This window comes from Lysinibacillus phoenicis, from assembly GCF_047238325.1.
Classification (GTDB): domain Bacteria; phylum Bacillota; class Bacilli; order Bacillales_A; family Planococcaceae; genus Lysinibacillus; species Lysinibacillus irui.
The window spans coordinates 1,770,207-1,782,933 of sequence record NZ_JBDFMP010000002.1 but is presented as its reverse complement, the minus strand read 5'-3'; the positions used below and the strand labels follow the sequence as shown (position 1 = coordinate 1,782,933).

13 protein-coding genes are annotated in these 12,727 nt (G+C 37.0%); all 13 read left to right on the top strand.

Annotated elements, in window-relative coordinates; translation table 11 throughout:
* Nucleotides 1-20 precede the first annotated feature (20 nt).
* Complete coding sequence (gene trmFO / locus ABC382_RS10595; RefSeq protein ID WP_312505168.1) at nt 21-1,334, top strand: FADH(2)-oxidizing methylenetetrahydrofolate--tRNA-(uracil(54)-C(5))-methyltransferase TrmFO; 1,314 nt, start codon at nt 21-23, stop codon at nt 1,332-1,334.
* Nucleotides 1,335-1,621: 287 nt separating this feature from the next.
* Nucleotides 1,622-2,521, top strand: coding sequence for a tyrosine recombinase XerC (gene xerC / locus ABC382_RS10590; protein ID WP_322605975.1), 900 nt, complete (start codon nt 1,622-1,624; stop codon nt 2,519-2,521).
* A 21-nt stretch (nt 2,522-2,542) separates the two neighbouring features.
* Nucleotides 2,543-3,088 carry an ATP-dependent protease subunit HslV gene (hslV, locus tag ABC382_RS10585; RefSeq protein ID WP_004229270.1) on the top strand — a complete coding sequence of 182 codons (546 nt, stop codon included), beginning with the start codon at nt 2,543-2,545 and terminating at the stop codon, nt 3,086-3,088.
* Complete coding sequence (gene hslU / locus ABC382_RS10580) at nt 3,088-4,488, top strand: ATP-dependent protease ATPase subunit HslU (protein WP_322605973.1); 1,401 nt, start codon at nt 3,088-3,090, stop codon at nt 4,486-4,488. Before hslV ends, hslU begins: the two co-directional genes overlap by 1 nt.
* An 87-nt stretch (nt 4,489-4,575) precedes the next feature.
* Nucleotides 4,576-5,355 carry a GTP-sensing pleiotropic transcriptional regulator CodY gene (gene codY, locus ABC382_RS10575; RefSeq protein WP_004229266.1) on the top strand — a complete coding sequence of 260 codons (780 nt, stop codon included), beginning with the start codon at nt 4,576-4,578 and terminating at the stop codon, nt 5,353-5,355.
* An 877-nt stretch (nt 5,356-6,232) separates the two neighbouring features.
* Nucleotides 6,233-6,625, top strand: coding sequence for a flagellar basal body rod protein FlgB (gene flgB / locus ABC382_RS10570; protein WP_274795957.1), 393 nt, complete (start codon nt 6,233-6,235; stop codon nt 6,623-6,625).
* A gap of 3 nt (nt 6,626-6,628) precedes the next feature.
* On the top strand, nt 6,629-7,090 hold the full coding sequence (gene flgC, locus ABC382_RS10565) for a flagellar basal body rod protein FlgC (protein WP_274795958.1): 462 nt from the start codon (nt 6,629-6,631) through the stop codon (nt 7,088-7,090).
* 24 nt (nt 7,091-7,114) lie between these two features.
* Entirely contained in the window at nt 7,115-7,420 is a 306-nt protein-coding gene (fliE, locus tag ABC382_RS10560; RefSeq protein ID WP_274795959.1) for a flagellar hook-basal body complex protein FliE, read from the top strand.
* A gap of 119 nt (nt 7,421-7,539) precedes the next feature.
* Nucleotides 7,540-9,132: a flagellar basal-body MS-ring/collar protein FliF gene (gene fliF, locus ABC382_RS10555; RefSeq protein WP_322611411.1), complete on the top strand. Its 1,593-nt coding sequence runs from the start codon at nt 7,540-7,542 to the stop codon at nt 9,130-9,132.
* A gap of 15 nt (nt 9,133-9,147) precedes the next feature.
* On the top strand, nt 9,148-10,161 hold the full coding sequence (gene fliG / locus ABC382_RS10550; RefSeq protein ID WP_248718157.1) for a flagellar motor switch protein FliG: 1,014 nt from the start codon (nt 9,148-9,150) through the stop codon (nt 10,159-10,161).
* Nucleotides 10,154-10,942 carry a flagellar assembly protein FliH gene (gene fliH, locus ABC382_RS10545; RefSeq protein ID WP_322611412.1) on the top strand — a complete coding sequence of 263 codons (789 nt, stop codon included), beginning with the start codon at nt 10,154-10,156 and terminating at the stop codon, nt 10,940-10,942. Before fliG ends, fliH begins: the two co-directional genes overlap by 8 nt.
* 5 nt (nt 10,943-10,947) lie before the next feature.
* Nucleotides 10,948-12,273, top strand: a complete 1,326-nt coding sequence (gene fliI, locus ABC382_RS10540) for a flagellar protein export ATPase FliI (RefSeq protein WP_274795962.1) — start codon at nt 10,948-10,950, stop codon at nt 12,271-12,273.
* On the top strand, nt 12,274-12,723 hold the full coding sequence (gene fliJ / locus ABC382_RS10535) for a flagellar export protein FliJ (protein WP_274795963.1): 450 nt from the start codon (nt 12,274-12,276) through the stop codon (nt 12,721-12,723).
* Nucleotides 12,724-12,727: the final 4 nt, after the last annotated feature.

Genomic DNA, 12,727 nt, shown 5'->3' with positions numbered 1-12,727 from the left:
ATAGGAAGATGGTAAGAAACATGGCTGAACAAGTAGTAAATGTAATTGGAGCGGGACTTGCAGGTAGTGAAGCAGCTTGGCAAATTGCTAAGCGTGGTGTAAAAGTTAAACTTTATGAGATGCGTCCAGTAAAGCAAACGCCAGCGCACCATACGGATAAGTTTGCAGAACTTGTTTGTTCTAACTCATTGCGGGCAAATGGTTTAACAAATGCCGTGGGCGTTATTAAAGAAGAAATGCGTTTGTTAGATTCTGTTATCTTAAAAGCTGCAGATCAGTGCTCAGTACCTGCTGGCGGAGCATTAGCAGTAGATCGTCATGAATTTGCGGGATATGTAACTGAGGCTGTAAAAAACCATCCACTAGTGGAGGTTATTCATGAAGAAGTTACTGAAATTCCTGAAGGTATTACAGTTATTGCAACAGGTCCATTGACTTCAAAAGCTTTAGCTGAGAAAATTCAAGGCTTAACTGGCTTAGATTATTTATACTTTTACGATGCAGCAGCACCCATTATTGAAAAAGATAGTATAGACATGGATAAAGTTTATTTGAAGTCTCGTTATGATAAAGGTGAAGCAGCATATTTAAACTGTCCTATGACAAAAGAAGAATTTGATCGTTTCCGTCAAGCATTAATAGAAGCAGAAGTTGTTCCATTGAAAGAATTTGAAAAAGAAATATATTTTGAGGGATGTATGCCGATCGAAGTTATGGCTGCGCGCGGCGAGAAAACGATGTTATTTGGTCCTATGAAACCAGTAGGTCTTGAAGATCCAAAAACAGGGAAACGTCCTTATGCTGTTGTGCAACTTCGTCAAGATGATGCAGCTGGCACCCTTTATAACATTGTTGGTTTCCAAACGCATCTTAAATGGGGGCCGCAAAAGGAAGTACTACAGCTAATCCCTGGATTAGAGAATGTGGAAATTGTACGCTATGGTGTTATGCACCGTAATACATTCATCAACTCTCCAAAAGTTTTAGAAAAGACATATCAACTTCGTGAACGCAAAAACATTTTCTTTGCAGGCCAGATGACAGGCGTAGAAGGATATGTTGAATCAGCAGGAAGTGGGTTAATTGCAGGAATTAATGCTGCTCGTTTAGCATTAGGGCAAGACCCGATTATTTTCCCATTTGAAACGGCATTAGGAAGTATGGCCCGTTATATAACAGAAGCTCAATCGAAAAACTTCCAGCCGATGAATGTTAACTTCGGTATATTCCCTGAGTTACCACCAGGACGCCGTTCTAAACCGGAACGTGCTGAAATGCATGCAACACGTGCTTTAAGCACAATTCGAAATTTTGTGAATTCACAAACAATTTGATTGCCAAAAGCCTCTAAAAGTTGATATACTCTTAGAGGCTTTTTCTTTTTGTAGACAAAATGCTTAATTAGACGTATTTTATTATTTTGTATGGACATTTTCTCAAAATATAACTATTTACACTTGCTATATTACGAAGATAGGTTTAGTGTCAATATGTATGTTTATTAATGATGAGCAAAACGATGCAAACTTGTAAGAGATGACAAAGATATATATATCCGTTATATTACAAGTGTCAGTCATTTGAGAAAATTATTAATAAATTATTGGTGGTGAATCTTTCCATGTTAGTTTCGTCCCAAGATGCACTCGAACAGTTCATGCTTTACATCCAAGTTGAAAAGAACTTCTCTGTTCATACAGTGCGAGAATATGAATCAGACCTGCTAGATTTTTTAACCTTTTTGCAAACGGAGGGAATCGATGATTTAGCGAGTGTTGAATATATACATGCACGTCTTTATGTAACAAAGTTGTATGAAGAAAAAAGGGCAAGGGCTTCTATTTCTAGAAAGATTTCCTCGATCCGTTCCTTTTTTCGCTTTCTAAATAGACAATACGGATTAGATGACGGAGCATTCCGTTCGCTCTATCACCCAAAAAAAGAATCTCGTTTACCAAATTTTTTCTACGAAGAAGAATTGAAGCAGCTATTTGATGCGAATACTGGTGATGATTTGAAATCATTGAGAAATATAGCTATATTAGAGCTGTTATATGCTACAGGTATACGTGTAAGTGAACTGACTTCTATTCAAGTAGAGGATGTTGATTTTCATTATTCAATCATACGAGTAATGGGTAAAGGTCGAAAAGAACGAATTATTCCATTTGGTCAATTTGCGAGTTTAGCAATGCAGGACTACATAGAGCAAGCTCGTCCTCGATTGATGAAAAAGACCAGTCATCAGCAGTTGTTTGTCAATATGCGCGGTGGGGAACTTACGCCTCGAGGGGTACGTCATATTTTAAACGAAATGATTGACAAGGCCTCACTCCATACGAAAATTTACCCACACATGCTTCGCCATACTTTTGCCACTCATTTATTGAATAATGGCGCTGATTTGCGAACGGTGCAGGAGTTATTAGGTCACTCTCATTTATCTTCTACACAAGTTTACACACATGTAACAAAAGAGCATCTTCGTCAAACATATATGAATGCTCATCCAAGGGCATAATAGAGCTAAGGAGGAAGGCATATGGGACAAATTCATGCGACAACGATATTTGCGGTTCATCATAACGGAGGATGTGCCATGGCTGGTGATGGCCAAGTAACATTGGGAAATGCAGTTGTGATGAAGGGTACAGCAAGGAAGGTCAGACGTCTGTTTAATGGGCAGGTCCTTGCGGGTTTTGCAGGTTCCGTTGCTGATGCTTTTACACTGTTTGAAATGTTTGAAGGCAAACTAAATGAATATAACGGTAATTTACAACGTGCTGCAGTAGAAGTGGCAAAGCAGTGGCGTGGTGATAAAATGCTTCGTCAGCTGGAAGCAATGTTATTAGTAATGGATAAAACGACATTACTACTTGTTTCAGGTACAGGAGAAGTAATTGAACCAGATGATGGTATTTTGGCAATTGGCTCTGGTGGAAACTATGCATTATCTGCGGGCAGAGCTTTGAAAAAATATGCAGGTGAAACGATGACTGCTCGTGAAATTGCAGAAGCGGCATTAGAAACAGCTGCTGAAATATGTGTATTTACGAATCATAATATTATCGTGGAGGCGCTGAACTAATGACGCAAAAAAATTTAACGCCAAGACAAATTACTGAGCATTTAGATCGCTATATTGTTGGGCAGAATGAAGCTAAGCGAGCAGTAGCCATTGCGTTGCGCAATCGCTATCGTCGTTCGTTGTTAAATGATGATATGAAGGCTGAAGTTATTCCGAAAAATATTTTAATGATTGGTCCAACTGGTGTCGGAAAAACGGAAATTGCCAGAAGAATTGCGAAGCTTACAAATGCTCCTTTTGTAAAAGTTGAAGCGACAAAGTTTACAGAGGTAGGCTATGTAGGTCGAGATGTTGAATCAATGGTTCGTGACTTAGTAGAAGCCTCACATCGTTTAGTTAAGGAAGAAATGATGGAGTCTGTTAAGGAACAAGCTGAGGAATTAGCAAATGAAGCAATCGTCAAACTTTTAGTGCCTTCTTTAAGGAAAAAACAGGCGATGCAAAATCCATTTGAAATGTTATTCGGTGGGAAAGAACAATCATCAACTGACGATTCATCAAATGATGAAGCTGAGGTACGCTCTAAGCGCGCGCAAATTGCCATTGATTTACGCAATGGTAAATTAGAAAATGAATGGGTTACTGTAGAAGTTACAGAACAAAATCCATCAATTTTTGATGCGCTTCAAGGAACTGGAATGGATATGTCTGCGAATAGCGGCATGCAGGATATGTTATCTAGTTTAATGCCGAAAAAACAGAAAAAACGCCGTGTGCAAGTGAAAGATGCACGCCGTATTTTAACTATAGAAGAAGCCAATAAACTGATAGATGCTGACGAAGTGGCACAAGAAGCTATTACTAGAGCAGAACAATCGGGTATCATTTTTATTGATGAAATCGATAAAATTGCTAGTAAAGAAGGAAACACTTCAGCAAATGTCTCACGTGAAGGTGTTCAACGAGATATTCTACCAATTGTAGAAGGATCTACTGTCACTACGAAATATGGAGCAGTGAAAACCGATTATATGCTGTTTGTAGCAGCAGGTGCATTCCATATGTCGAAGCCATCGGATTTAATTCCTGAATTACAAGGCCGTTTCCCAATTCGTGTAGAGCTAGAAAAATTAACAAAACAAGACTTTGTAAGAATTTTGCAAGAGCCAGATCAATCGCTTATTTTGCAATACAAAGCATTATTAGAAACAGAAGGCGTGGAAATTCATTTCACAACAGATGCTATTGAGCGAATTGCTGAAATAGCAACAGAGGTTAATCAGGAAACAGATAATATCGGAGCCCGTCGTTTACACACGATTTTAGAACGTTTACTTGAAGAGCTATCGTTTGAAGCATCTGAAATTGCACCAGCAAGTATCCCAATCAATGCTGCGTATGTTGATCAAAAACTTGCGGGTATAGTAAAAAACAAAGATTTATCACAATTTATACTGTAGGGTAAAGTGAATTAGTATCATTCAGTATTAAAAACCTTTAGAATATTTAGTAAATACTCTTCGGATTATTTATAGGAGGAACATATAATGAATTTATTAGAAAAAACACGTAAAATTAACTCGATGCTTCAAGCTTCTGCTGGTAAGCCGGTAAACTTTAAAGAAATGGCTGATACTTTAGGAGATATTATTGATAGTAATGTCTATATTTTAAGCCGTAAAGGTAAATTATTAGGTATTTCAATTCACCAACAAATTGAAAACGAACGTATGAAGAAAATGTTCGAAGAGCGACAATTCCCAGAAGAATACACTCATAGCTTATTTACGATTTCTGAAACATCATCGAATTTAGATATCAATAACGAACATACTGCTTTTCCTGTAGAAAATAAAGATTTATTCCAAAATGCTTTAACAACTATCGTACCAATCGTTGGTGGTGGAGAGCGTTTAGGAACACTGATTCTTGCTCGTTTATCTTCTCAATTTGAAGATGATGATTTAATTTTAGCGGAGTACGGTGCAACAGTAGTTGGTATGGAAATTTTACGTGAGAAATCTGAAGAAATTGAAGAAGAGGCTCGTAGCAAAGCTGTCGTACAAATGGCTATCAATTCCCTTTCATACAGTGAGTTAGAAGCGATTGAACATATTTTTGAAGAACTTGATGGCAATGAAGGTTTATTAGTTGCTTCAAAAATTGCTGACCGAGTGGGTATTACACGATCAGTAATTGTAAATGCATTACGTAAACTTGAATCTGCTGGTGTAATTGAATCTCGTTCTTTAGGTATGAAAGGTACTTATATTAAAGTACTAAATGATAAATTCTTAAATGCTTTAGCAGAAATTAAAATGAAATAATAATACAGATGAAAGCGTCTAGAGTAACTCTAGGCGCTTTCGAACTGTTGGTAAAAGGAATCGGGACTTCATTTTCGATTCCTTTTATCATATAATACCTTGTAGCATTAGTGGTTTATTAAAGGACCAGCCACGACCGGATGATTAGCTTCTTTAAATTTTAGAAAAATAAGCTCACTATCTTAACCATCTTATAGATATTTATCTTGTCCATGCTTTTCATCTAGCACAAAAATTCGTTCAAGCCGATTGAAAGTGTCTGGCCATTGGGTTTATCAAACTGAAAACTTTCAAACTTCTTGAGACTGTCTACTGTTCGAAGCTCTAGAGTAAATCTAGGCGCTTTTTTTATGCAAAAGTATCTTCATTTTTTGTATTTGCACTATATGCTCTTTTAGAAATTATACAAAAATATTGAAACATGATACTTTTTGTTTCTTTCTTCCTAATATTGTTCAACAATTTGTCACTACCATTAGCACATATAATTTTCTAGTATGTTACTTTAGAATATAGTGAACAAATTGTGAAATGTTCATTTGTAAAATACTTTCGTAATGAATGAACTAGTAAAAAGGGACCTTTAATTATAAGTTAATTAAAAGGCGATAAAGCTCAAAAAAAGGCGTATTTAATACTAAAAGCGTAAACACTGTCGAAATAGTGTAAAATAACTAGATGTATACTATCCTTCCGTGAAGCCTAGAGACGAAAGGGCTCCGGAAGTTTTGTCACGGTTTAGTGGGATAAAAAATAGGGCATATAGACTATCAAAAAGTGACAAAAGACAATAGACACTAGGTATCATCTTAATTACAATTGTATTATTGGATAAATTAACAAGTACATAAATTGGAATAAAATGAGGTGAACAGTTTTGAATTTATTTGGAGGAACTATTAGTAGCCTGGAAAAAGGACTTTCCTATGCAACTTTGAATCATAAAACAATCGCAAATAATATTGCGAATGTCGATACGCCTAATTATAAGGCGAAAAATGTTAGTTTTAAGGGTATGTTGGAAGAACAAAAAAGTATAGCTATCTCTGCTTATCGTACTGATAGTAGACATTATGATTTCACGATTCGACAATCTACACCTGGTGTCAATAATGTTGAGAATCTGCGATATAGGAATAACGGAAATGCTGTAGACATGGATGCTGAGCAGGCGAAATTAGCTGAGAATCAAATTTATTACAATGCTTTAATTGATCGTGTAAATGGAAAATTAAATACATTAAATACTGTAATTAAAGGAGGTAAGTAATAGATGTCTATATTTCACGGGATGAATACCACTGCCTCTGCTTTAACAGCGCAACGATTACGCATGGATGTCATTTCTTCTAATATGGCTAATATGGATACAACTCGCGCTCGTCAAGTGAATGGGGAATGGGAACCATATCGACGTAAGTCTGTTACGTTCAGTGCACAAGAAGGACAATTTTCAAAATTTTTGAATGTTGCACTTGGTAAAAACGCCAAAAGTGGTGTTGGTAATGGTGTCAAAGTTACTCGTATTTCTGAAGATCAAGAAACACCTTTTAAACTTGTTTATGACCCAACTCATCCAGATGCAAATGCAGATGGTTATGTCAATATGCCGAACGTTGATCCATTAAAAGAAATGGTTGACCTAATGTCAGCTACGCGCTCCTATGAAGCGAATATAACTGTGTTTAATGCAAATAAATCAATGCTTACTAAGGCTTTAGAGATTGGTAAATAAACTAAGTAGAAAGGAAGATACATAATGGCTATTTCGTCCGTTTCGCTAATGACACCTACTCAGGTTGTAAATGAAACAAATAAACTTAATACAACACCTTATGAAGCCCAACAAAGCTTCGCGAACTCGTTAAAAGAAGCGATTTCTAAAGTGAATGATCAGCAAATAACTTCTGATACATATACTCAAAAACTGATTAAAGGTGAAGACGTAGAGTTGCACGAAGTGATGATTGCATCACAAAAGGCAAGCATTACATTAAACGCAACAATTGAAGTTCGCAATAAGGTGATTGAAGCTTACCAAGAAATAATGCGCATGAGTGTTTAATTTTATTATTAGATAAGGAGACTCCTTTTCAAAATAGATTAATAACCACTATATAGTGGGCTCATTATGTTCGCAAATTATTGATGGCTAGGTTATTCACTATAACCGGAGGATTCATAATGAATGAACGATTGACGAAAATAAAGAACGACACTAGTCAATTTTGGACAAGTCGAAGTAAAAAGCAAAAAATAGTTATGATTGGATCCCTAGTAGGAGTAATCGCACTAGCTGCCATTGTGACATTTTTTGCTTCAAAAACTACATATGTTCCACTTTATAAAGATTTATCGACAAGGGAGATTGGACAAGTAAAAGAAGCGTTAGATTCTCAAGGTGTAACCTATCAAATTGCTCCAGGTGGAACATCTATTTTGGTGCCAGAAGAGCAAGTTGACGCCTTATTAGTTCAATTAGCTTCAGAGGGGTATCCACAGACAGGTACAATTGATTACTCATTTGCTAATAGTTCAGGATTTGGTATGACAGATAATGAATTTAACCTACTTAAAAAAGCAGCTACTGAAACAGAAATTGCAAAGCTTTTTAAAAATTTAGAAGGTGTTAAAGATGCAAAAGTAATGATTACTGTCCCAGAAGAAGGGGTATTCGTTACGGATGTTCAAGAAGAGGCAACAGCATCTATTGTATTAAATACAGACCCCGGCTATAAATTCACAGAGCAGCAAATTACTACTATGTACAATTTGGTGTCCAAAAGTATTCCAAATTTAAAAACTGATAATATTGTGATCTCTAACCAATTCTCAGAGTACTTTGATTTGAATGCCTCCACAGCAGATGGAACTTCTACAACAACTGCTGAAGGTCAATTACAAATGAAGAAATTAGTTGAACGTGATCTACAGCGTCAAGTACAAAATATGCTTGGCACATTAATGGGACAAGATAAAGTGATGGTTTCTGTCACAACAGATATTGATTTCAAAAAAGAAAATCGAGAAGAAAATCTTGTGACACCTGTTGATGAGGAAAATATGGAAGGTATTGCGATTAGTGCTCAACGAATTACAGAGCAATATTCTGGTACTGGAGCAGCAGCAGCTGGAACACCTGAAGCTGAAACAACTACTGATAACTTTACTACTTATAACGAAGGTGCTATGGGGAACGGGGATTATGAACGTACAGAAGAGACGATTAATAATGATGTAAACCGTATCCGTAAAGACATCCAAGAAGCTCCTTATAAAATTCAAGATATTGGGATTCAAGTCATTGTTGAACCACCGACAGCGGCTGACGCAGCATCGTTACCAGATGGTGTCCGTGAAGATATTGAGAAAATTTTAAGTACGATTGTTCGTACAACGATCTCCAAAGACGTTGCAGCAGAACTTACACAAGAGCAAATTGATGAAAAAGTAGCCGTATCTGTACAACCACTATACGGTAAGGCAACAGAGATTGCTGACGAAAAGCCTGTTATTCCATGGTGGGTTTGGGTTATTGGCGGTATCTTATTAGCCGTTATTTTACTACTTGCGTTCTTTATTATCCGTTCACGTAAACGTGCGAAGGAAGAAGAAGAGCTAAGTATCCTAGAAGAACAAGAAGAATTAATGATTGATGATATTAATGAAGAAATTGAAACGGAAGCTACAATGCGTCGTAAGCAGCTTGAAAAAATGGCTAAAGAAAAGCCAGATGATTTTGCGAAATTACTGCGTAGTTGGATTGCTGAAGACTAACTAGGAGGTTCGGCTGTGTCCAAGAAAGAAAAGGAATTAACCGGAAAACAAAAGGCCGCACTCTTGTTAATATCATTAGGGCCTGAGGTTTCAGCTTCTGTTTATAAACATTTAACAGAGGAAGAGATTGAACGTTTAACTTTAGAAATTTCGAGTGTTAAAAAAGTAGAAGCAAATGTTAAAGAAGAGATTATTGAAGAATTTCACAATATCGCACTAGCACAAGACTATATCACACAAGGTGGTATTGGCTATGCGAAAACTGTTTTGGAAAAAGCGCTCGGAGTTGAACAAGCACAAACGATTATTAATCGTTTAACTTCTTCTTTGCAAGTGCGTCCGTTTGATTTTGCACGAAGAGCTGATCCAGCACAAATTTTCAACTTTATCCAAAATGAACATCCACAAACAATTGCCCTGATTCTCTCCTATTTAGAGGCGGGGCAAGCGGGTGTTATTTTATCTTCATTACCACAGGAAGTACAAGCTGATATTGCTAAACGTATTGCGGTTATGGAGTCGACTTCCCCAGAAGTGATTAGTGAAATTGAATCTGTGTTAGAACGTAAATTATCGTCAACCGTGACACAGGATTACACGGAAACGGGTGGTATTGATGCAGTCGTTGAAGTTTTAAATGGTGTAGATCGACAAACAGAAAAAACAATCCTCGATGCACTCGAAATACAAGATCCAGAGCTTGCAGAGGAAATCAAGAAACGTATGTTTGTGTTCGAAGATATCGTTACACTCGACAATCGTTCTATACAGCGTGTTATTCGCGATTGTGAAAACGAAGACTTACTGCTTTCAATGAAGGTATCAAGTGAAGAAGTGAAAGATATTATTTTCCGCAATATGTCACAACGTATGGCGGAAACCTTTAAAGAAGAAATGGAGATTATGGGACCTGTACGATTACGTGATGTAGAGGAAGCACAATCTCGAATTGTTGCTGTTATTCGTCGTCTAGAGGATGCTGGAGAGATTATCATTGCTCGTGGTGGAGGAGATGACGTCATTGTCTAGAATCATCCGTTCTATTTACACACAATCCGATAGCGATAATGTTAAGGAAATACAAATCCGTGATATGTTTGAGCCGATTGAGCCTGAACAAGTTGATATGCCGCGACAGCATGAATTATCAATGGATGACATATTGGCAGAGCGAGATCAGTTACTTGCAGAAGCTAGATCTATGCTGCAAACAGAGCGTGAGAAGTTTGAACAAGAAAAGCAAATGCACTTTCAAGAGATTGAACACTTGAAACTCAGTTGGGAAGAAGAGAGACCAAATCGAGTTCAAGAAGCTTATGATGAAGGATTTGGGCAAGGTTATGAAGATGGTATGAACAAAGCTACTGAAGCGATGGCCCAGTCTCTTCAAACAGCAAATGAAATTATTATTCAAGCTAAAGAAAATGCTCAAAAATATATTGATGATCAAGAAGCAGTTATTTTAGAGCTTGGTCTAACTGCTGCTGAACGAATTATTGGCACGTCATTAGAACAGAATAGCGAACTGTTTGTGTCGATTGTACGCAGAGGATTAAAAGAAGCAAGAGAAATGAAAGAAATTAAAATTTATGTTTCTCCAGCTTATTATGCTTTAATTACAGCCAACCGTGATGAATTAGCAGAAATGTTCCCAATTGACGTACCGTTTATGATTTTTGTAAATGAAGATTTGGAGAATGAAACAGATTGCTATATTGAAACAAATCATGGTCGTATTATGGTTAGTATTGATGAGCAATTGAATGAGCTTAGGTTAAAGCTACATGAAATATTAGAAAGTAAGGAATGATCTTGATGAAAACGGCTCAATTAATCGAACATATTCCTCATATACCTACGTTTAAAAAGTTTGGTAGAGTAACTAGAGTTGTCGGCTTGATGATTGAGTCGCAAGGTCCAGATAGTTCCATTGGTGATGTTTGTAAAATTCATGTGGATACAATAAATAACGGTCACCAGATTATTTTAGCAGAGGTTGTGGGTTTTAAAGATGAAATTGTGATCTTAATGCCTTTCACCTCTTTACGTGAAATATCGATAGGCTGCCTTGTTGAAGGGACGGGAGCTCCATTAGAGGTAAAGGTGGGACCTGAATTAATTGGTAAAGTATTGGATTCTATGGGGAATCCAATCGATGGTACCTTATTACCGAAGGGGCTAATGACAGTTCCGACTGAGCAAGATCCACCAAATCCACTGACACGTCCACCAATCAATGAAAGACTCGAAGTAGGGGTTAAAGCTATTGACGGCATGTTAACAGTTGGGAATGGTCAACGTGTTGGGATATTCGCTGGTTCTGGTGTTGGGAAAAGTACGTTACTTGGTATGATTGCGAGAAATACCCAAGCTGATTTAAATGTCATTGCACTAATTGGAGAGCGTGGTCGAGAGGTCCGTGAATTTATAGAACGTGATTTAGGGTCTGAAGGTTTAAGTCGCTCTATTGTTGTAGCAGCCACTTCAGATCAACCAGCACTCATGCGAATTAAAGGGGCATTTACTGCTACAGCGATTGCCGAATATTTTAGAAATCGTGGCTTAAATGTCATGCTTATGATGGACTCCGTTACTCGTGTTGCTATGGCACAACGAGAAATAGGACTAGCCACGGGGGAACCCCCTGCACAAAAAGGTTACACGCCTTCTGTATTTGCGATATTACCAAAATTATTAGAACGTACAGGTACGAATGAAAAAGGTTCAATTACAGCATTCTATACAGTTTTAGTAGATGGTGATGATATGAATGAACCAATTGCGGATACGGTCCGAGGGATATTAGATGGACATATTGTATTGGATCGAAACCTTGCCAATAAAGGTCAATATCCAGCGATAAATGTCTTAAAAAGCGTGAGCCGTCTAATGAATCATGTTGCAGAGCCAGAACATAAAAAAGCTGCTGAGCGATTAAGAGAGCTCTATTATACATATGACAAATCAGAGGATTTGATCAATATTGGTGCTTACAAAAGAGGAACATCTAAAGAAATTGATGAAGCAATTTATTATGAACCTCTCATTACAACTTATCTTAAACAAGGTTACTTAGACAAAGTAACATTAGAAGAGAGTGTAAACGAATTAATAACATTATCGAACGGTGGTGGAAAATAGATGGTCAGTTATGTGTATCGTTTTGAAAAAGTATTAACTATTCGTGAGCAAGAAAAAAACGAAACCGAAATGGCTTATAAGGAAGCTGTCCGTTCTTTTGAAGAAATAGCAACAAAATTATATGAATTACTGAAAAAGAAAGAGGATTTAATTGCATTTCAGCAGGAGCGGTTAACGATCGGCTCATCTATTGATGAAATTCATCACTATAGTCGTTTTATTGATAGTCTTGAGAAAACAATTGCAGATGTGCAACAGAAAGTGATACAAGCTCGAGCAAAGATGAATTGGCACGAAGAAAAATTATTAGAAAAAAACTTGGAAGTACGTAAATTTGAAAAAATGAGAGAAAAGGATTTTAAGCTATTCCGACAAGAGCAAGATCGTATAGAGAGCCTTTTTTTAGACGAAATTTCATTACAAACGTATAACAAGAGAGAAATCAGGTGATTTC